This is a genomic window from Porphyromonas gulae (genome assembly GCF_000765945.1).
Taxonomy (GTDB): domain Bacteria; phylum Bacteroidota; class Bacteroidia; order Bacteroidales; family Porphyromonadaceae; genus Porphyromonas; species Porphyromonas gulae.
In genome coordinates this window covers 65,744-86,989 of sequence record NZ_JRAT01000006.1, presented here as the reverse complement: position 1 = coordinate 86,989, position 21,246 = coordinate 65,744, and the positions used below count along the sequence as shown (strand labels likewise).

At 46.9% G+C, this 21,246-nt stretch carries 20 protein-coding genes, 1 tRNA gene and 2 pseudogenes; 11 read left to right on the top strand and 12 right to left on the bottom strand.

Translation table 11 applies throughout. From position 1 onward, the window contains the following. Positions 1-110 precede the first annotated feature (110 nt). Positions 111-880 (bottom strand): annotated as a pseudogene (locus HQ49_RS02175) (transposase); the annotation flags it as partial. Positions 881-1,096: 216 nt separating this feature from the next. On the opposite strand from HQ49_RS02175, the gene HQ49_RS02170 reads away from it, so the two are divergent. Further along, the gene (locus tag HQ49_RS02170) at positions 1,097-2,650 is read left to right on the top strand and encodes an L-lactate permease (protein ID WP_039418187.1); all 1,554 of its coding nucleotides are present in this window, start codon (positions 1,097-1,099) and stop codon (positions 2,648-2,650) included. Here the strand turns inward: HQ49_RS02170 and HQ49_RS02165 are convergent. The 3 genes and pseudogenes from HQ49_RS02165 to HQ49_RS02155 all read right to left on the bottom strand — a co-directional run bounded on the left by HQ49_RS02165 (position 2,538) and on the right by HQ49_RS02155 (position 5,397). Then, a complete protein-coding gene (locus HQ49_RS02165) occupies positions 2,538-4,019 on the bottom strand; it encodes a Y-family DNA polymerase (RefSeq protein WP_039418186.1) in 1,482 nt (493 codons plus the stop codon). The two genes, HQ49_RS02170 and HQ49_RS02165, sit on opposite strands and share 113 nt — an antisense overlap. Before the next feature lie 13 nt (positions 4,020-4,032). Next, positions 4,033-4,458, bottom strand: a complete 426-nt coding sequence (locus HQ49_RS02160) for a LexA family protein (RefSeq protein ID WP_018964559.1) — start codon at positions 4,456-4,458, stop codon at positions 4,033-4,035. 178 nt (positions 4,459-4,636) lie between these two features. Then, a pseudogene (locus tag HQ49_RS02155) lies at positions 4,637-5,397 on the bottom strand (DUF4300 family protein). Positions 5,398-6,084: 687 nt separating this feature from the next. On the opposite strand from HQ49_RS02155, the gene topA reads away from it, so the two are divergent. The 10 genes from topA (at position 6,085) to HQ49_RS02105 (ending at position 16,130) form a co-directional block, all read left to right on the top strand. Beyond that, positions 6,085-8,451, top strand: coding sequence for a type I DNA topoisomerase (topA, locus tag HQ49_RS02145; RefSeq protein WP_039418184.1), 2,367 nt, complete (start codon positions 6,085-6,087; stop codon positions 8,449-8,451). 3 nt (positions 8,452-8,454) lie between these two features. Further along, positions 8,455-9,213, top strand: a complete 759-nt coding sequence (gene truA, locus HQ49_RS02140; protein ID WP_039418183.1) for a tRNA pseudouridine(38-40) synthase TruA — start codon at positions 8,455-8,457, stop codon at positions 9,211-9,213. Positions 9,214-9,942: 729 nt separating this feature from the next. Continuing rightward, the gene (locus HQ49_RS02135; protein WP_012457775.1) at positions 9,943-10,425 is read left to right on the top strand and encodes an HU family DNA-binding protein; all 483 of its coding nucleotides are present in this window, start codon (positions 9,943-9,945) and stop codon (positions 10,423-10,425) included. 35 nt (positions 10,426-10,460) lie between these two features. After that, positions 10,461-11,903, top strand: coding sequence for a hypothetical protein (locus HQ49_RS02130; RefSeq protein ID WP_235290034.1), 1,443 nt, complete (start codon positions 10,461-10,463; stop codon positions 11,901-11,903). A gap of 67 nt (positions 11,904-11,970) precedes the next feature. Beyond that, complete coding sequence (locus tag HQ49_RS02125) at positions 11,971-12,471, top strand: hypothetical protein (RefSeq protein ID WP_021662113.1); 501 nt, start codon at positions 11,971-11,973, stop codon at positions 12,469-12,471. Between the two features lie 216 nt (positions 12,472-12,687). After that, positions 12,688-13,722: an IS30 family transposase gene (locus tag HQ49_RS02120; protein WP_052073415.1), complete on the top strand. Its 1,035-nt coding sequence runs from the start codon at positions 12,688-12,690 to the stop codon at positions 13,720-13,722. 107 nt (positions 13,723-13,829) lie between these two features. Next, positions 13,830-13,904 (top strand) — tRNA-Pro (locus HQ49_RS02115). A gap of 125 nt (positions 13,905-14,029) precedes the next feature. Then, entirely contained in the window at positions 14,030-15,187 is a 1,158-nt protein-coding gene (locus HQ49_RS02110) for a tyrosine-type recombinase/integrase (RefSeq protein WP_039418199.1), read from the top strand. A gap of 332 nt (positions 15,188-15,519) precedes the next feature. Then, entirely contained in the window at positions 15,520-15,705 is a 186-nt protein-coding gene (locus HQ49_RS10545; RefSeq protein WP_080745526.1) for a type II toxin-antitoxin system HicA family toxin, read from the top strand. A 26-nt stretch (positions 15,706-15,731) separates the two neighbouring features. Further along, positions 15,732-16,130: a helix-turn-helix domain-containing protein gene (locus HQ49_RS02105; protein ID WP_039418197.1), complete on the top strand. Its 399-nt coding sequence runs from the start codon at positions 15,732-15,734 to the stop codon at positions 16,128-16,130. Positions 16,131-16,806: 676 nt separating this feature from the next. Here HQ49_RS02105 and HQ49_RS02095 read toward each other — a convergent pair. The 8 genes from HQ49_RS02095 to HQ49_RS02055 all read right to left on the bottom strand — a co-directional run bounded on the left by HQ49_RS02095 (position 16,807) and on the right by HQ49_RS02055 (position 21,238). Beyond that, entirely contained in the window at positions 16,807-17,052 is a 246-nt protein-coding gene (locus HQ49_RS02095; RefSeq protein WP_039418180.1) for a DUF5053 domain-containing protein, read from the bottom strand. Between the two features lie 87 nt (positions 17,053-17,139). Then, a complete protein-coding gene (locus HQ49_RS02090; RefSeq protein ID WP_039418178.1) occupies positions 17,140-17,388 on the bottom strand; it encodes a DUF5053 domain-containing protein in 249 nt (82 codons plus the stop codon). A gap of 272 nt (positions 17,389-17,660) precedes the next feature. Continuing rightward, complete coding sequence (locus HQ49_RS02085) at positions 17,661-18,002, bottom strand: hypothetical protein (RefSeq protein WP_039418177.1); 342 nt, start codon at positions 18,000-18,002, stop codon at positions 17,661-17,663. Positions 18,003-18,727: 725 nt separating this feature from the next. Then, positions 18,728-19,204: a Panacea domain-containing protein gene (locus HQ49_RS02075; RefSeq protein ID WP_235290033.1), complete on the bottom strand. Its 477-nt coding sequence runs from the start codon at positions 19,202-19,204 to the stop codon at positions 18,728-18,730. A gap of 183 nt (positions 19,205-19,387) precedes the next feature. Then, complete coding sequence (locus HQ49_RS02070) at positions 19,388-19,708, bottom strand: hypothetical protein (protein ID WP_152569123.1); 321 nt, start codon at positions 19,706-19,708, stop codon at positions 19,388-19,390. Further along, positions 19,690-20,310: a hypothetical protein gene (locus HQ49_RS02065; protein ID WP_039418171.1), complete on the bottom strand. Its 621-nt coding sequence runs from the start codon at positions 20,308-20,310 to the stop codon at positions 19,690-19,692. The genes HQ49_RS02070 and HQ49_RS02065 overlap by 19 nt, the downstream gene beginning before the upstream one ends. After that, positions 20,307-20,951 carry an N-acetylmuramoyl-L-alanine amidase gene (locus tag HQ49_RS02060; RefSeq protein WP_039418170.1) on the bottom strand — a complete coding sequence of 215 codons (645 nt, stop codon included), beginning with the start codon at positions 20,949-20,951 and terminating at the stop codon, positions 20,307-20,309. The genes HQ49_RS02065 and HQ49_RS02060 overlap by 4 nt, the downstream gene beginning before the upstream one ends. Then, entirely contained in the window at positions 20,948-21,238 is a 291-nt protein-coding gene (locus tag HQ49_RS02055) for a hypothetical protein (protein WP_052073413.1), read from the bottom strand. The genes HQ49_RS02060 and HQ49_RS02055 overlap by 4 nt, the downstream gene beginning before the upstream one ends. Between the last annotated feature and the right edge of the window lie 8 nt (positions 21,239-21,246).

Sequence of the window (21,246 nt, the reverse complement as noted above, 5' to 3'; positions counted from 1 at the left end):
GCTCTTTTGCACCTGCTCAAAATAATAAGCGAAAAGCTAAGCGAGAGACCATCGATGAATGACTTCTCACTTGCAAATGCTTTTTAAGGGATGACTAATGACAATTCTGGGATAATGCCATCTTGAAGGTGATGAGTTTGCAGGTACGAACGATTTTCCCCGGAAGCATATCCTTTGTCCACCAAGACGACTGTGCCTTGAGGTATGTTGCTTTTTGTATCCGTAGTGATAATGCTTTTGCTTGTACACCCAACGGGCTTCTTCATCCGTCCCTTTACGTTTACGGACAACCTGTTTTTGATAATCCTCCTCTGCCTCTTTTTCCTCCTCGCTCCGATTGTCTTCCCTGTCGTCTGCGACTTCAATCGTAATGCTTCCATTGGGTTTATATGGCGTCTCCACAAGGCTTGCATCGACAAGCACCCTTTCCCTTACCGAAATGTGATGGCGGGAAAGTTGTTTGTTAAACTGCACCAATAGTTTGTCCATCAGGCCCGGCTCGGTCAGTGCCGAACGAAATCGACTGATGGTGCTGTGGTCGGGAGAAACCTCTTCCATTTTCAACCCCAAGAATCGGGAAAAGGTCATTGAATCATTGAATCATTGAATCATTGATGCGCTCCTCCGGAGCACAATCACTGAGGTTGTACCATGTCTCCGGAAGCAACATTTTGAATAAGAGAATCACGTCATAAGCCGGGTCACCGATGGCATTTTGTCGCTTCCTGTATTTCTTGTTGATTGGCGTCCGAATCGGACGCCAATCAATAAGCCTGTCAATCTGACTGAGGAAGTCGTTTTGTGCTTTGCGACAACGCTTTGAAAAGAGTGCGTCTGCAAACGTTACATGCTCATCGGTGTTCTTGGATTGGTATGCCATGGGAAGAATATTATTCTGTTTTTGACACTCAAATACACAAAAAACTTCCTATTACACAATGAATTAATAAATAAAATGCAGGCCAATTGCCGTGCAAAGGTCTCATTATACCGTCGTAAGGACTTTATTGTATGTCATTAATGGTGCAAGAGCAGAGCTTTTTTATTTTCTTTGTGTAGATATCAATTCAGAATACACGCTAAAAAACGATCGATTATGGACATTATTCTCTCAATTCTTCCCATCGTTCTTCTTATCGTTTTGATGCTCGGACTCAGAATGGCAGGCCACAAGAGTGCTGTCCTGGCTCTCGTCTGTGCAGCTCTGGTAGCCTTGTTCGCTGCTCCGGCGTTGGGATTCGCTCCTGCAGATTTTACCCGTGCCGGTGTCGGTTGGGCTTTTGTGGAAGGAGCCCTCAAAGCTATCTTCCCCATTTTGATTATCATCTTGATGGCTATCTACAGCTACAATGTGCTGCTGGAATCGGGTAGAATCGAGATTATCAAGAAGCAGTTTACCGGTATCAGCCGGGATAAGAGTATCCAAGTCTTATTGCTTGTATGGGGATTCGGTGGGTTGCTCGAAGGAATGGCCGGTTTTGGAACAGCAGTAGCGATACCGGCTGCTATCCTTATCAGTCTGGGATTCAAACCGGGATTCTCCGCATTGGTCAGTCTGATAGCCAATAGCGTGGCTACCGGCTTCGGCGCGGTAGGAGTACCTGTAACCACGCTGGCCAATGAGGTCGCAGCCAACGGTGTGGCGACAGCGGGAGAGATTCAGATCATCAGTGCGCATGTGGTCCTCCAGCTTTCGGTGTTGATGTTCATTATCCCGTATATCATTCTTTTCCTGACGGACAGGAGTGCTAAGAGTCAGCCCAAAAACATTATTCTTGCCTTGCTGGTCGGAGGTGTTTCATTGGCCGTACAGTATGCTTCGGCTCGTTATCTGGGAGCAGAAACGCCGGCCATATTCGGTAGTATTGCAGCCATTATCGTCATTATCGCTTTTGCGAAATTGACTGCCAAGAAAGATGACGAAGCAGCTGCAACTTCTCATGAGAAATATAGCCGCAAACAGATTTTCGAAGCATGGAGTGTCTATCTCTTCATCCTTTTCTTTATTGTGCTGGCCAGTCCGGTGAGTGGTCCCATAAGCGACTTCCTTAAGTCCAATCTGGTATCCAAAATAGCTTTGCCCATCTACCAAGAAGGCAAGACGTTCAATTTCGGCTGGCTTAGCAATGCCGGTCTTATGCTCTTCCTCGGAGCCTTTATCGGAGGTTTGGTGCAGGGCGTTTCGGCCCGAAAGTTATTTAGCATTTTGGGAAAGACTGTTGTCGGCCTGAGAAAAAGCGGTGTCACCATTATCAGTCTTGTCGCTATGAGCGCGATCATGACTTATAGCGGCATGATACTGGTTATCGCTACGGCATTGGCCGAGGCTACCGGTACGCTGTACCCTCTATTCGCTCCCCTCATAGGTGCTGTAGGTACATTTGTTACGGGTAGCGATACTTCGTCCAATATCCTGTTCGGTAAGTTGCAGGCAGGAGTAGCCAATCAGATAGGCGTGGATACACAGTGGTTAGCTGCGGCCAATACGGCAGGAGCCACTGGAGGAAAGATTATTTCTCCGCAGAGTATCGCCATTGCTACTGCTTCTTGTAACCAACAGGGCGAGGAAGGCAGCATCCTGCGCTCTGCCATCCCCTATGCTCTCTTCTATGTAGTGGTGGTAGGACTGATGGTTTACTTCCTGGCGTGAGGCTATAATTGTTCGTATAATCGGCGATTTGCAGTGGGTATTTGCATGAGGTCTCTCGATTGGTCTCTTCTTGCCGGCTGCTGATCGTCGATTCCTTTTCTCCGCTTTTCCGCTGATCGGGTAGAACGATGTCTATGACCTCATTTATATTGGTCGTATATCTGCGTGAACGATGCTTGACCGAAGAGATGCATGCTATGGCTTCTGCTTCCTGAGTGGCAATGGTCAGGCTCTCTTTCCCGAAGCGTCGGCGAATGGTATCCACAGAAGTCAGAAAACGCTCCTGCCGTATGCGATCGATTGGGTCGAAAAGATTGAGTTGATAAGCATCCGTGACCAAGTCGGACAAGATTACGCCCGCCTGTTTATAGGGTGTATTCGGCCGATAAATCTCTTGCAGTAGGGTGCGAATCTTCGGGAGTAGCTCTGATGGGTCGGCCGTAGCTACGGGGAGGAGCATTTCATTTTGGGCCGAATAATCGTTCTTCTGATCGAATCGGCTACAACTTATGAAGATGCTCAATCGGCGTGCTCGACTCTTCTCTTCGCGCATCTTCATACAGCAGCTATCGGCGAAGACAACCAAGTGTTTAAGAAGAGAGTCGAAATCTCGGCATGGTTGCCCGAAAGAGCGCGTGGTGCAGATACTTTGGCGGGGTTGAGGCAGTTTCATCTCTATACAGGCTTCGCCTCTAAGTTCCTGCCATGTCCTAACGCCCGGAGTGCCGGCCAAGCGATACACCTGACCTTCTCTCATCGAGGCAAAGTCTGCTGCCGTATTGATGCCATAATAGTATAGCTTGCGTGATAGTCTACGCCCAATTCCCCATACATCGCTTACGTCGAATGCTTGCAGAGCCTTTGCCCTCTTCTCTTCCGAATCTATGGCGCATACACCTCTGTAGCCTGCATACTTCTTGGCGTATTTGTCAGCTACTTTGGACAGGGTCATCGTATTGGCTACACCTATGCTCACCGGTATGCCCGTACATTGGTGGACCCTATCCGCTATGGTGTGGCATAGGGACATATAATCCTCCACCCCGTTTAGATCCATGAAGCACTCATCTATCGAATAGATAGACATCCGAGGTACAAGCTCCGATACAAGCGACATGATGCGTCGGGACATATCGCCGTAGAGAATGAAATTCGAGCTGAAGAAAGCCACATTGTGCCGACGAATCAAGTCCTGTACCTTGAAAAGAGGTTGTCCCATACCTATCCCCAAAGCTTTGGCTTCATTGCTGCGAGCTATGATACAGCCGTCATTATTGGAGAGGACGACTACCGGCCTGTTTCGGAGCGAGGGGTCGAATACCCTTTCGCAACTGACGAAGAAGTTGTTGCAGTCTAAGAGAGCATACACAACGGGGGGCTGATTATCTTCTTGTTTTATGGATACAGTAGGTTACGATCCCCCAGATAACGAAGTCGTTGTCTGCTGATACATGTATGGTAGGGTAGTCGGGATTGGCCGGTTCGAGGAGGATCTCCTCCGATTTGATGCGAATAGTTTTCAGTGTAAACTCGCCATCCAGAAAGCATACGGCCATATCGCCGTCTCGTGGTGCAAGCGACTTGTCTATGACGAGAATATCGCCATCGAATACATGCGCATCTTCCATCGAATTGCCCTTTACCCTTCCGTAGAACGTGCTGTATGGGTGCGTGATCAGTTCATGGTTCAGGTCTATGGCAATATCCATATAGTCCTGTGCGGGCGAAGGAAAGCCTGCGCGAATACCTTCGTCCGCAAATGGCAGAAGCAGAGAAGATCCGGTATCGGTTTGGAATAAATCAATCATCTATGAGCAAAGATAGCACAGAATATCTTTTCCCTTTTATCACGATACTGACAGCTTTGCACAGAGCTGTTTCCCTACGATTGGAGACGAAGGGAAAAAACTTTTGTGTGTCAGCTTAGAGGAATGAAAAAAACAGGAGACTATTAATTGAAAGAAAGGATCGTAATGAAAAAAGCAGCTAATCAGCTGCTTTCTTATCAGGATTGGGACGGTAGCCCTCCAGCAATTCGTCATTTTCCATCAGGAAAGGCGATGCTGTAGGTTGTCCCCATTCTACATCGTATAGCCTCATCAGGTAATCGTTCAGCTCAGTGCGATTACTGAACCGGATAGCCTGATAGGGTGCTTGAAACGTCAGCTTCTCGACGAAAAGTAGTTGGTCGCCCATCGGGATCAGTACACCCACATGTCCGACGAAGAGATAGCTCTCATCCGGTGTGATCGCCGAGTGCATCATCACGGAAATCAGCGATGCTTTGGCCTTGTCATCTTTGTGGATGAAACGGATACCGTGGCTCTGCCAATAGGCTTTCACGTTTTGCAGATGCTTGTCGATGTCCTTATCGTAAGGTGTCGGTATCGGAGCATAAAGGGTTCGGAATCCTGTCGCTCTATCGGGGAGAAAAGGGTGCGACCGCAGTTGTCGAGCGTTTCCTCGTCAAAGTTCAATATGGTCGAACGTTCATCGATCGGTTGGTCTATGGCGATAAAGTCGTGCAATAGATCGTAAGAGGTGATACGGCAATTGTATCCGAAGAAATTCGGATATTTCTTTTCCCACCGTGCTTCGATGGCCAGTTTGTCATAATGCGGCAGTATGGTATCCAGCACTACGAACCCCCTTTCTACAAGGCTTTGGCCTTCGATGGCTTCGTTGAACTGGTTCACGTTTTGCAGAAAAGAAGCAATGTTTTCCGGGGATATACCGGCGTCGATCATTGCTTTTTCCACTTCTTCCTGCGTCGGCTTGTCCAGCAGGTTCGAATAGGTAATTGTGTGGGTGGGTTGCGTAATTTCCGAGGCGTTGTTTTTTTGCTTGTCGCTTCGGCATCCCGAACTTACTGCCATTACAATCGCTATGGCAGCAGCTACGATACTCGTGCGAAAAGATGTGTAGCGCATAATCTTATAAGATAATGTGAGTACTACTTGACGATCTCAATTTCCTTCCGTTGCAATAATTCTTTCAAATTATCATTGGTAAATCCCTTGAAATGATGAGAAATATAGAAGCCTGATCTTCTGATTTCGGCTCTTGTCTTTTTCTGTTCGTCCCGACTTTCTTCCAGCCTTCTTTTAAGTAGCAAGGAAATCCTGTCGAATTGTTCTTGGGTGAATTTGTATTTTGCCATAAGTTGAGTCATTAGTTAGAGCTGATCATATTTCTTGATTGAGGAGGATAATTATGCAATAGCATCTGCCTGTAAAGATACGTTTTTTTAAGCGCTCAAGAACCGATCCATTGTATTGCCCTGTTGTATTGCATTTATGAAAGGAAAATAAATTCTCCTTTCTCAAACGTACTTTTATTATGATCCGGAGCGAGAAGAGAGTATCTCATTCATTTGTATTGCGATACGAATACATTACCTTTGCGCCCAAAATCACACCCCAGCAAGCAGAAGGATGAAAAACTTAGTCATCGTAGAGTCTCCGGCAAAAGCCAAAACGATAGGGCGTTTCCTCGGTTCGGATTATACAGTACTCTCGAGTTACGGACACATCCGCGACCTCAAGCCCAATAAATTCAGTGTAGATATACAAAACAACTACGAGCCGGAATACGAGATCCCTGCCGACAAACGGACAGTGGTCAAGGAACTGAAGTCCCAGGCCGACCAATCGGATTTCATCTGGCTGGCTTCCGATGAGGACCGCGAAGGAGAGGCCATCGCATGGCATTTGTACGAGGCGTTAGGGCTAAAAAACAAGCAAACGAAACGAATCGTATTTCACGAAATTACCGAGACGGCTATTAAAGCTGCCATCGAAAATCCACGAGATATAGACATCAATCTGGTCGATGCCCAACAGGCGAGGCGTGTCCTCGACCGTATCGTTGGCTTCGAACTTTCTCCCGTTTTGTGGAGACGCATTCGTCCTTCTCTTTCGGCAGGGCGTGTACAGTCCGTTGCACTGCGTCTTATCGTGGAGAGAGAGCGTGAGATAAATGCTTTCGTGTCGGAAGCATCCTTCCGCTGTACGGTAGAGTTTGTCCTTCCCGATGGCAAAATGCTGACGGCAGAATTGCAGAAACGCTTTAAGACGAAAGAAGAAGCCCGATATTTCTTGGAGCAATGTGTGGATGCCGACTTTCATATAACGGACGTTACGAAGCGTCCGGGCAAACGATCTCCGGCCACCCCTTTTACTACCTCGACGCTCCAGCAGGAAGCAGCCCGAAAGCTCGGCTACGGTGTAGCACAGACCATGCGCATCGCTCAGAAGCTGTACGAAGAGGGGCTTATCACCTATATGCGTACAGACTCTGTGAACCTGTCGGACATGGCCCTCGGTGCGCTCAAGAAGGAAATAACCGAACATTGGGGTGAGCAGTACTACCAATTCCGCAGATACAAGACCAAAACCAAAGGAGCACAAGAAGCCCACGAAGCCATCCGTCCTACCTATATACACAGGGCAGAGATAGACGGCACCCCCCAAGAGCAAAAGCTCTATCAACTGATCCGCCGCAGAACCATTGCCTCCCAGATGGCAGATGCCATCCTCGAAAAAACAACGATAACCATCGGAACCGACAAGTTTGCAGAGACTCTTAGCTCGCAAGGAGAGGTGATCGTATTCGACGGATTCCTCGGCGTCTATCGTGAGGATTCGGACGAAGAACATGGCACTGCAAATACCGAAGAGCAGCTATTGCCCTCTGTCAAAGCCGGCGATACGCTCTCTCTGCATCATGCAAAAGCAACGGAGAGCTTCACACAGCGTCCGGCACGCTATACCGAAGCAAGCCTTGTTCGCAAAATGGAGGAGTTGGGTATCGGCAGACCATCTACTTATGCCCCCACCATCCAAACCATACAGAATCGCGAATACGTAGTACGCGGCGACAAACCGGGCAAAACACGCGAATACATCCTGCTGGAATACCACAAGGGGAAAGCCATAACGGAAACGATCAAAACGGAACTGAACGGACAAGACCGGAACAAGCTCCTCCCCACCGATATGGGGCTTGTGGTGAACGACTTCCTCGTGGCCTCGTTCCCTCAGGTGATCGATTACAACTTCACGGCCAAAGTAGAAAAAGAGTTCGACCAAATAGCCGAAGGAAAACTCCAGTGGCAGAAGCAGATAGGCCGGTTCTACAATAAATTCCACCCATTGGTGGAAGAAGCGTGCGAGTTCGATCCCGACCAGAAGATCGGCGAAAGAATGCTGGGTACGGATCCTGTGACCGGAGAACCTGTGGTGGCAAAAATGGGACGCTACGGAGCGATGGTGCAGAAAGGTCACACGGATAAGGAAAACGGTGTCAAGGCCCAGTTTGCCTCGCTCCAGCCGGGACAGTCCATCGAATCCATCACACTGGAGGAAGCTTTGGAGCTATTCCTCCTGCCCAAGAAATTGGGACAATATGAGGATGCGGATGTAACGGTAGCCGTAGGACGCTTCGGCCCTTATATCAAGCATGCAGGCAAATTTGTAGGGCTGCCAAAAGATACGGATCCCCTTTCCGTTTCGCTCGACGATGCCATCAGGTATATCGCCGACAAACGCGAGAAGGAAGAGAAAAGCCTGATCAAAGGATTTGTGGAAGATCGGGAGATGGAGATCCGCACAGGGCGTTTCGGGGTTTATATCAAGTACAAAGGGAAAAACTACAAAGTCCCCAAGACGGTCGAAGATCCTGCGAGACTCACCCTCGAAGAATGTCTGAAATACGTGGAAGAGGGCGAGACGAAACCCACCAAGGGCAAGAAAAAAGCTCCGGCCAAAAAGACATCGGCCAAGAAGACTGCCAAGAAGTAACAAATGGCGCGCTTCTTCATCTATCTGGCATACAACGGCACCCGCTACAGTGGCTGGCAAACGCAGCCTAATGCCCCCAGTGTGCAGCAGACCGTAGAGGAAGCCATATCCACCATCGTACGCCAACCTGTCGGTATCGTCGGAGCAGGACGAACCGATGCAGGAGTTCACGCCCACGAGATGGTCGCACACGCCGATCTTCCCTGCGATACGCCGGAGGAAGCGGCCAATCTGACAGAAAGGTTCAATAAACTCCTCCCACGCGACATCGTCATATACCGAATGCTTCCTGTCAAAGCCGATGCCCACGCACGCTTCGATGCCGTCTCCCGGACTTACCACTACTATCTGACCGAGCAGAAAGATCCTTTTATGGAAGGCTTGATGCTAAAGACCTATCGCAAGCTCGACTTCGAACGCATGAATGAAGCGGCAGCTCTTCTTCCCCTATATATCGACTTCACGAGCTTCAGCAAACTGCATACCGACGTCAAAACGAACAACTGCCGTATAACGGAAGCCCGATGGATGCCGCTTGCGCAGACAGGCCAATGGGTCTTTTCCATCACGGCGGACAGATTCCTGCGCAATATGGTACGAGCCATAGTCGGCACGCTCTTCCATGTGGGGACGGGCAAGCTATCCATCACAGACTTTCGGGACATCATCGAATCGCAGGATCGTAGCCGTGCCGGCTCTTCGGCTCCGGCTCACGCCCTCTATCTGGAGAGGGTAGTCTACCCGCCGGATCTGTTTCTCTGACAGCATCCTTTCCCCGACTGACCATTTTTTTTCAGTACGCCCCATAGAGGTGAAGAATAAATGAAAGAATAGGACAGATTATATGGGATAAATCTTCTACCTTTGCTCGCAACGTAAATATATTCTTAATAAGAAATGACAAGTAAATATTTTCATACCGGACATGGGCGTTTTATGTCGACGATGTCCTTACTACGTATCCCTGCTTGTTTCGACCGCACTTCCCCAAATACCCCCCCCCCCCATATTTGTTAAAAACGGTATAATCCGTTTCGCTTTCGACAGTCGGCTTAAGGCTATATCGGCCTCTGCCCCTTGTCGAAATTTTTTCTTATCCATCCTTTTTCGATCGCATTTTACATCCTTTCGGAGCATACTTCGGAGGGGGTCGAGCTACGCCGTACAGCGACTCGGGCTACGCCGTAGAGTGTACCGAGCTGCGCTCTACGGCTTTTCGAGCTACGCTCTACGGCTTGTCGCGCCGGGCTCTACGGCCCGGCTCGGCCGTCTATACGGCTCCCGGAGCGGAACTCTACGGTTCGGCTCGCTACGCTGTAGAGCGTACCTCGCCGAGCCCTACAGCGTAGCTCGAAGAGCTGTACCGTACAGCTCGTCATCCCCTACGGCATACCGCCATGCTCCCTATGGTATAGCCCGTTATCCTCTTCGGACTGAGATATTCGGACAAAAGCCAATCCAATTTTTACTAACATAAAAAATAGAATTACTATGAAGTATTCAGTATCCAAACGAGTAGTTCGCTTAGGCAAAGATGCCGGCAAAGAACTCTACTATGCCAATCCCGTCTCCGTAAAGACTGCCACAATGAAAGATCTCTGCGACTTGATGGCCAAGAACACGACGGTCGGTCGTGCCGATATTTATGCCGTCTTGGAACAGCTGTCGGATTCGATCCGCTACCTCGTCGGTCTTGGGATGAATGTCGATCTCGCCGGGTTGGCCACTTTCCGTGGCACGTTCAAAAGCCAAGGCGTGGAGAACAAGGAGGACTTCAATCCTCGCATGCACATCAGCAAACCGGCCATCGGCTGCATCCTCAAGCGTTCGTTCAAAGAACTGAACGGCGTAACCTATGAGCAGGTGGAAGTGGCAAACAAAACCAATAGCAATACCCCAACGCCTTCGCAGCCCTCAAATACGGGTGATAATAGCGGCGGCGGCGAACAAGGCTCCACCGGAGGCGGGCTATAAACTATGGTAATAAATTTTCTAAATAAGTATAATGGATGAATAATTTGAAAAATAATATGAAACAACTACTCTCTCTTATTCTTTTCTCTATCCTTAGTTTTTATCCGAGTTCATTAGAGTCACAAACACGCTATGTAAGAGAAAATTCCATCACAACGATACAAGCGAGATTAGACACAGTATGTTATTTCCCTGATAGAGGAGACCTTTTCCCCATAACCGAGAACTCAGCTATCTTGGAATTTCAGTATCCGAAAAATGTTAACTCGCATGTCCTTATTCAGCTTAAAAGGATTTTTTTGCGAAATCCATGGGAAGTGACCGAAGAGAGTATTCCTAACTCGATCCTACAATTATCTCCCGAGCAAATCGTCAAATATAGATTACAAGAATCGAACGTTCTTAAATATGCTCCTTCCGGCGATTATAGCGATTTGTTGGACTTAAGTGTATTGACTGTACAGCATGACGGAGCGGATATGCTGACGGTAAGGCACCACATTAATATCAATCAAGCTCTTTACGATGCAGCTACATGGAATCATCGAACAGAAACCGAGAGTTGCGTGAGTATTGATAAAAAGACAGGTAAGATTCTGGATATATGGGATGTTTTCGATGTCAGGCAAAAGGAGAATATAATTGGCTGTATCAAAAGACATATTTCTTCTTCACAAGAAGCACAAGAAGCACAAGAAGCGATACAGTACTTATGCTTTCATAGAGCAGGAGGGCCTGTTTTGTCCCCATCAGATCCGTTTTATCAAAATCCTGAACTCGATCTATGTTTGAAATATCTTTTAAACGAACCTTTTAATCACAGCTTTAGTGTTGGTTATGGATATGAGGGTGTGATACTGACTCTTTCGGCCAGACTTTATACTCCCGATAGTGATTCTTCATACAAGATTGTGATTCCGTGGTATGCTTTTGAGATCCATACCGATCGTACGTCGAGGGACTTGTGCTCTTTTCTGACAGAGAAAGGGAAAAAATATATTGCTCCTCTCTTCAAGTTTTGTGCTGATGCCAGTATTGGACAAATACAAAAAGACGAGAGATATTCAAATCAAAGTAAAGGGCAAACTATAAGTCAAGAACAACTTCGTCGTACATATCGCGGACAATTGGAAGCTGCAGCATCGCAGATGACCCAAAAGCTTATGAGAGATATTTCACCACAAAGTGGAAAAGAAGCACGTTACGTCTTGGATTTAGAGAGTATCCACTATGACGAAGAAACCAATATGGTTTCAAGCAAAGTATTATTGATATGGCAAGCAAGAGAATTTATCGCAAATATCTCTTATGGAGAGTGTCAAGTATCAGGTACCCTTCAGGTATATATGCCTATTCGCACGATTGATTCTACAAAAGCAATCCTCAGAGTCGATAAATACAATGAACATTTGAAGAAAGTGTCCATGGAAAAAGACCGTGCCAAGTTAAATCGAGGAATAGTAATCGTTCTGAATTGATTTTGTAATCATTAAAAGAGTGGTAACATAGCAAATTTGTAAAAACGATAATTGACAATATCCGGATATGAAAAGATTTTATCTAATCACAGCCCTATCAGTTTTTTTTGTGATAGCGTTTACTTTCAATAGTTGTGATGTCCCCAATACTGTACAGAAAGGTCAGGGAACTTGGATTTCAAAGCAGGAACAACTTCGTCGCACATATCGGGGAATCTTGGAAACAGCGTCATCGCAGATGCTTAAAACTTTGATAAAAGAATTTTCGCCACAAAGTGGAAAAGATGCTCAATATCTCCTTGACCTAAACAATATATCCTATGACGACCAGAACAATATGGTTTCAGCAAAAGTATTATTGACATGGCAAGCAAGGGAATTTTTAGCTGGTATTCCTTATGGAGAATGCCAAGTGTCAGGTACAATTTATGTATACATGCCTATTCGTACTTTTGATTCTACCGAAGTTATTCTTATCCCTGATAGATACAATGCACATCTAAGAGATGTATCGACCAATGCCAAGTGTGCCAAGTTAGAGCGAGGAATAAGAATAATTCTGAATTAGTTGATACTTCTCTGGGGTATTCTGTTTTTTGAGAGCTTGGATGTTGTATTCAGGCTCTCTTTTTATTGAAAAAGCAATGGAGATGGACGGTTGGCATTATATCCCGGAGTGCGTCATTCATCGGCAAGGCGGGCTTCTTTGAACTTTGCTTTCTACCTCAAGAAGGAATGTGTACAGCCTGTGCATATTGTACTTTCCATTTTCTAACGCAACACTATGGTTATAAGAACGACAGGTGGCGGGCTAGCCCGCCACCTGTCAAAAATCGTTCATAGCTTTGATGTTGAAATGGAAAGAACAAAGTACAAACGACTCACTCTGGACAATAGAAAGACCATTGCTAATTGCATTGGACTCGGCAAATCTGTCACTGAAATTGCCCAAATTCTTAGTGTGCACAAAAGTACGATTTCTCGGGAGATACGTCGCTTAGGAGAGCTTCAGGACTACCGCCCCTTAAAGGCTCATAAACACGCTCTCGAAGCAGGTAGCTTCCGAAAGAGGAAGATTAAATTCACCCCCGAAATACGCAAGAAGGTCAATTTCTATATCGCCGTGGAGCAATGGTCTCCCGAACAAATCTCCGGGTATTGCACTCAAAATAGGATCCCTATGATAGGGAAGTCTCGTATCTATGAGTATATCCATGAGGACAAGAATATGGGAGGAGATCTATGGAAGCATACGCGACATGCTCTAAAAAAACGTAAGACCCCTAAACTTGTTACAAGCCCCAAGCGGCTCAATAAAAAGAGCATTGAGCAGAGAGATCCTATTGTGCAAAATAAGGGAAGAATAGGAGACTGGGAGATGGATCTTATTGTTGGGGCACATAATCAAGATGTCATACTGACAATGGTAGAAAGAGTGACCGGATACGGGATGATTCGAAAGCTCAAGCATGGCAAGAATGCCAAGAAACTAGCCATACTTGTCAGCAAAGAAATGAAGGGGGTAGCAAGAAGAGGGCTACTGAAGACCATTACCACGGACAACGGGACCGAATTCTCTATTTATGAAATCATTGAGAAGGCACTCAAAGTACCTGTATACTTTGCCCACCCCTACTGCTCTACAGATAAACCTCATGTCGAATTATTCAATAAACTCGTAAGACAATACATCCCTAAGAAGATGGATTTCAGGCAAATAAGTCAAGATATGTGTATCAAAATACAACACAAAATTAATCGAAGATCCAGAAAAGGGCTAGGATACCTAACGCCAAGCCAAGTTTTAGGACTAACTTAGATCAACAATGTTGCGATGGAAGGGGGAATGTGCAAATTCAAAATAATTTGTGAGGTTTTGAAAAAGATGCTACTTTTGCATCTGAAATCTGTGAGGAAGCAGTTTCTCGGGGTGTAGCGCAGTCCGGTTAGCGCACCTGCTTTGGGAGCAGGGGGTCGTGGGTTCGAATCCCGCTACCCCGACAAAAGAAAGCGTAACGGCCTTTAAGCCAATCCGTTACGCTTGTTTTAATGAAAAAGGACGGGACAAAATCAAGCCAGCGTCCCGGACAGTCGAGAGCGGCCGATGTCACAATATTTTTGAGGACATGGCTAACATAGATGAAATAATATCCTACACACCCGCAGAGTTGCGAGTGGGGAAGGAGACGTATGTGTCTCTATACGCATACGATCCGACAGCGGGCAAGCTGCGGAGGAAACGTTACAAATTGAATCATATCAAATCTGCAGCCGAGCGCAAGCGATATGGGCGCGACCTTTGTGTACGACTGAACGAGCAACTTCGAAATGGATGGAATCCTTTCCTCGAGGTGGAATCTGTCAAAGGGTATGCAAAGTTCGAAGAGGCAGTAACAGACTGGATCCGCCGGCAGCAACGTATGCTGAAGGATGATGTGATAAGAGAGGCAACATACGTAGAATACGAATCAAAGGTTCGGAACCTATTGCGCTACAACTCTAAGCGGAAGTTACCGATTACGTATGTCTATCAAATGGATGCACGATTCTTGTCCGAATTCTTAGAGCATATTTATATAGACAGGGGGAATACGGCAAAGACTTATAACAACTACCTGCGCGTGATCAGCGTAATGTGTAAGTATTTCCTCGAGCGAGGATACCTGAACAACGACCCGTCAGTTAAGATAAAAGCGATCAGCAAAAATAAGCTGCCGCCCAAAGGGCGCAACCAGATCAGTGTGTCGGCACTCAAGTGCATATATGAGTATTTAGTCGTTCGAAACAAACATTACCTGTTAGCTTGCTACCTGGAGTATTACTGCTTTATACGGCCGAAGGAGTTGAGCATGCTGCGCGTAGGCGATCTATTCTACAAAGACCGCGTGATAGTCATACGTCGTGAGGTCGCGAAGAACAGGAAAGAGCAATTCTCGACAATGCCGGATGCGGTACTGAAGCTGATGCTTGAGCTGGAAATACACAAGCATCCAAGCTGCTACTATATTTTCTCGGATGGATTCGCTCCAGGCCCGACACAGCGCAGCGAGAAAAAGTTCCGCGATGAATGGATAAAAATGCGACGGGCACTGATGTTGCCGGAGTCGTACCAGTTCTACTCGTTGAAAGATTCTGGCGTTACAGACATGTTAGATAAAAACGTCCCGACCATCGCCGTGCGTGACCAGGCACGCCACTCAAGTGTAGCGATAACGGAGATATACGCACAAAAGAGGAGGCTTCAAGCGAATGCGGATATAAAAAACTTCGAAGGGGAGTTTTAATGTGATTTTCGTAGTCGTCATTTTGTAACTTATTGATTTATAGCGAAATGTCATTTTTTTTCGCAACCATGCCGAGTTTTTGTGTTTTTGCCTACCCCTACCTCATTTTTTTCGTCCAACCGTCCAACCGTCCAACAAACTTGCCTATCGAAATTTGTAAGAGATTGATAATTAGGCGCTTACAAAATCCAGCATGTAGGACGGTGCGGATACGGCTGTTGGTTCTGTTGGACGGGCGTTGGAAAGCGCATGTGCTACAAAAAAATCTTGCGCCACCCTTTTGCTATTCAAAAAAATAGCATTATATTTGTAGTGTCAAAAGGGAAACAAATATGAAATACAGCGAACTACACAGAAAGCTTAAAAAAAAAGGGTGCTACCCCACAGGGAAAGAGATGGCTAAGCACCCACAATGGTACAGCCCGATAACCGGCAAAACGTTTTACACAAGCCATCACGAAAAAGAGGAAATCCCGACAGGGACACTAAGAAAAATAATCAGGGAGGCGGGGCTTTAAGTCCCCTCCCACAAACGAACAAAGGTATGAAAGAGGTTATAGCACACATCGAAAGCAATAAGAAAGGTTTCTTTTCTATTTATGTAGAAGAAGATTTACCTTATGGCATCATTGGCGATGGTTATTCAGTAGAGGAAGCAAAGGAAGATTTTCTTGCTGTATATGAAGCCAGCAGGGCGGATTACAAAGACAGGACAGGAGAGGACATTGAGTTCTCCTTCAGATTTGTAATGGATGCTTCGGCATTCTTACGACACTATAAAGGAGTGTTGTCATTAGCCGGACTCTCGCACGTTGTCGGTATCAATAAAGCTCAATTGTCACAATACGTTTGTGGCACTCGGAATCCATCGCCCAAAACACAGGAGAAGATAAAGCAGGCGATAACCGCCTTTGCTGAAGAATTGAGCCACATGTTCGCTTGACCTTTTGACAATTCTAAGTGACCGGCTCGCCCCCTCTGCGTCTTTGCGCAGAGGGGGTTTCTCTTTGAATCGAGTACAAAAAAACTCCCTCTCGACCTGCGAGAGGGAGTACCGGATTCGACCGTTATGTGTCCGGATACTATCCGTGCACTGCACAGTGCCGGGTCGCCATGTCTTCCATACGCTCGACAAGGCCGGGAAGAGAGGATGCACTACAGCGCAACCAGATACCGGCAGAGCGCAAGCTTACGCGATAAGTGGTACGCTGGGCGCTTGGACTATGCTGTATCTTGCAGCGGACTTTCTTTGAGTCGGGAAAGAGCTCGACGGTCTTGCATTCCATCCATTCGAGGATCGAGACCCGCAGGGCTGGCAACAGAAAAGCGGCTGCCATATACGCTGTTCACAGATGGTAGTACTCTACTCCGAAGAGAAAGCCTTTTTATCTTACGTATAGGCAACCGCCGTTATCATAAGGGCATAAAAAAATGCCCAAACGTTGTTGAGCAAATTGACCGCTTGCCCTGCGAAGTAGGTACAACTACTATCTGTGAACACCACAAACGTAAGTATAAAAACGTTAGGTTCCAAATGAAACGGAAAAAAGCCCCATGCCGAAGCTCTCAGTCGGCATGGGGCGGAGGTGTGATAAGGGCGGAGAGTTACCGCCCGAGAGCTATAGTTTATCTGCAGCGCAGCGGATACGCTCGGAGAGGTCGCACAGTGCTCCTCTAAGCTGTTCCTTCTCGGCGTCATTAAAGCCATTGGGTTTGCCGTTCACATCGATCCCATCCATCTTGTGGTATAGCCATGATGCGGACTTCCCAAAATAACGGTGAGCAATGCCCCTCCATGAGATGTCGACCAGTATGTCTTGCATCTGATCTTTTACTCGAATGTCTGTTGTTTGTTCTGTTTCCATATTTATAAAGAACCTCGCCCGATCTCTCCTATGTTTGTCGGGCGAGGTGGTGTCAATAAAACGATGCCTATGGGCCTGGAGAGTTAGTTATTCTATATTGTCAGACGCTCGGCGGATCCTATCAGCCAAGTCGCATAATGCACCTCGAAGTTGCTCTTTTTCTTCCAGCGTGAAGTCGCTAGCTCCACCATTACTATCACGACCGTTCAGTTTATGATGCAGCCATGAGCGAGATTTATTGAAGTACCGCCGAGATATTGAGGCAAATGACACGTCAAGAAGAATATCCGAGAGTTGCTGCTTGACTGTTGTTTTTTTTACGATTACCGTTTCCATTGTTCTTTTTGTTAGCCCCTCCGCCTTTCGGCAGAGGGGGAGTGTGACTGTTTAACGTTCGAGGAGTTCTTGTAGTAGGGTGTCGATGTACCACTCTAATTCTTGCGCCCCATTCGGGTATGCTCTGTGGTAGTTCCTGATTGCGTTGATTAACTCTTCTTCTTTTTCCGTTAGTTTCATAAGCTCTTTGTTTTATTGACACTACAAAGATAATCAACATTTGTATATTATGCAAGTTTTCAGCATTTTTTGTGGGTGTGAAAAAAAAGACATTAGCGAATAGCATGCTCTCTATGATGCCGGACGGACAAGGCTTCCATACGCTCGACAAGGCCGGGAAGAGAGGATGCACTACAGCGCAGCCAAATACCGGCAGAGCGCAAGCTTACGCGATAAGTGGTACGATAGGCACTTGGACTATGCTGTATCTTGCAGCGGACTTTCTTTGAGTCGGGAAAGAGCTCGACGGTCTTGCATTCCATCCATTCGAGGATCGAGACCCGCAGGGCTGTTAGCCGCCGATGGGCCAGAGCTGCATCGTTAGAAGGTGTGAGAGAATCGCGCAGGACTTGCTGCGCAATGCGGATGACGGGGGTGGGGTTTTTAGTTGCCATTTTCTTTAGCTTTTTATGACTTAGGCGAACAAAAAGAAGCGGTCGCCATATTACGCTGCTAAAGAAAATGGTCTACCCCGAAGAGCAAATTATTTCACGTAATAGGCAACCGCCGTTATCACAAGGGCATAAAAAATGCCCAAACGTTGTTGAGCAAATTGACCGCTTGCTCTGCGAAGTAGATTACTACCATTTTCCTTAGCACCACAAACATAAGCATAAAAACGTTAGGTTCCAAATGAAACGGAAAAAAGCCCCATGCCGAAGGCAAATTATACGTCCAAACCATATTCTTTAAGGACTGCAGGTCTGGCGAACTTGGATGAACGTATGGTCTCGATGATCATTTCAGTGGTTGTGGAATCCAACGTGTGCTTATGGTTACATGTTAGCAACTTCCTGGTTGACACAATGCATAAAGTAGAGCAATCGACGAAACTATCATGTTCAAGGAAGTGGTGTCCGTCTTCCTTGCGAAGAGGCATATGCAAATCCTTTTTTTCTGAAGGGATATGCGAATTGATCCGAGAATTGATAATTACCCCGACACTCCTTTCTTCGCAAGTACTTAGGCCGAGAAAAATATAAAATTTCTGAGGGTCTTTCTCTTCGGGTTTTACCACCATACCCGACACCTCCTCTTTGGGAACCAAGTACACCTTTCCCCGCATCAAAGACAACGAGGCAACCTCAAAAGGCATTGCCTCAGACAGTTTCGTCATATATTACGATAGAGCCAGCTCTACGGCCATGTGTTCTTCCAAATACTCAATCATCCCTTCCGAAGCCTTTGCGGAGCGAGCAATATCAATAAGTGGCATAACTTTTGATTTTCCCTCAGATGCTCGTTTCCAATATTCATCATGGCTCTTTTGTTTGAGAACCTCAAAAGGTAAGGAAGCATACTTTTTGATTACCTCATCGAGAGTCTCTCTATCCGCTTCGGATAGATAGTTTCTGTCAGCATTCCTCTTCCCAAACAAAATGCATTGAGCATCCTGAATGCCTTTTTTAATCACATTTTGGAAGTCATGATCTCCCTTTTTGAAGAAATCGTACAGATTGGTAGGAACCGGACCGTATGGTAGCGCATGAAAGTCATCTGCGACCAAAGGAATACCATATGTAGCAAGATGACGACGCTGCCCAAAGTACAATACCTTGCACAAGTGGTATATATCGACGCCTCCTGTAATCTCCAAGATGTACAAAGCCATCTCTATGAGGATTTTCTTGTCCAAACGATCCATATCAAGAGTAAGAGTAACTACATCAAAAAAAAGATATCCTCCACAAAACTATAAACTATTTCTCGTTTCTATGCGAAACTAACAAAAAAAACGGGGCTTTCTCTTAAGAACGCCCCGTAATAACGACAGAAAAATTTATCCCTTGCAGCCCCACACGCTGAAGGGTAAGAGTGTGAGGCGAACGCCCTCACAGTAGAGGAACTTGATGCCTCCTCTGCCTGTCACTTCTCGAACGTGCTGCTTCTTCAGAGCAGACGTATCCCCATCTTGACAGATAGCGTTGAGCTGCTTGATGATCTTTTCTTTCTGCAAAAGAGAAATACCCTTGAAATTAAGCCCATAGGCGAACGAAAAGACCTCGTTAAAATGCTTACGCGAGGCTTTAGATGCCTTGTGCATCTCGCTGACTGTGACAAAGTGTACGATCTCCGTCATGTCTACTTGCTTTTGCTCCATAGCTTTTTGAATTTATTGATTATTGTAACGCCCCAGCCCAAACGGGTGAGGATGATAAATAACAGGATGCTACTGACAACGATAAGCGAAACGGGGAAAGCATTAGCAGAGCGCGAACTACGCTTTCGAGTGTCGGAATGTTCTTTTCGGGTGTCCACAATCCGTTTGCGCTCGACCGACATAGCACTATCGATGCGGATCTGCAGGATACTGTCGAGGAACAACAGCGTAAGTTCCGACTTGTAGCCGGATTCGCTCGACTCTCTGCGCTTGAGTGTTGATTCAGCCGCGAGGTAAGTACCGAGGCTATCCCTATTGTACTGCCTCGTTACCAGCTCTAAGTCTACCGACCCGGCAATCCACGAGTGTACTGCAGATGCAGCACTGGAGGTCGTGACGCGCTGCTCTTGCGTTTTCTGCACCTCAACCTCGCCTCGAGACACATCGCTCACGAGGCTCTCCGTCCTGTCCAACTTTATGCGCTGCGAGGAACTACTCTTAACCTTACACCCCACCAGACAGAATGCGACAAAGACGGTCGCGCAAACGGCGACGAATGTCAAAAAAGCAACGAGATCGTGCTTGCGCTTCCTGCTGCTCATAATGATGACAAATAGTTAACGATCCCCTCTACATGCAAGCTCACGATCGCTCTTCGCCCTGAAGGTGACAGAAGGAATTCTACATCTGAACGGTTATCCTGAAAGAGATTCTCCGTGAGGACGGCAGCGCAGATCGTATTCTTCAGTATGTAGAAATTGGCCTCCTTGTCCTTATCCCCGTCCGTCAAGTCTATGCGAATCGGGGTTTGCTTGAGCGAGTATAAGCCCTGCTCCTTACCGGCGGCCTGTATCTTAGCGTATTCATGTAGATGCCTGCTCGCCGCATCGTACAGACACTCCGCCAGCCGGTCAGACTTGGTGCGTCCGGGAGTCGTGTAAGCACTCCACCCGCCGGCTTGCATCCACTGGCTGCCGTCTCCTGCGGCATCGACGTGTATCGACACGAGCAAGACATTTGCGGAGCCCAGCTCCTTGCACACGTCATTGACACGCCGCACACGAGTAGCAAGCGATACGTCTATATTCTCTCGCACAATACGATCGGCCTCGTATCCCCGTCGACGCAGCTCTGCAACCACCTCTTCCGCGATCTCACGCGTGTAGAGATACTCACGGAGTCGGCCGTTCGGAGATCGCTTACCCGGCGTATTTTCGCCGTGTCCGTTGTCAATCAAAATCATGCCTCTTTTTCCTCCTCTCCTGTTTCTCGCACGATTTCATCGCGAACCATCTCACGAAGGCTGGATCGCAACTGCAACAGCTTATATCTGTACGTATAGTCAATACCTATGAGCGCGCCGGAAAACGTCAAAATTTCCCCGAATGCAACAAGGATACTCTCGTGAATGATTCCGAGAGGCGGCACCCAAAAGGCGCTGAACAACAGCACAACACCGACGAAAATAAGACCGCACGCGAGGTAAAACTTCACGGTTCCGGAGGGTCTTCTGTTTGTTGTCTTTTTCATTTTGTTTG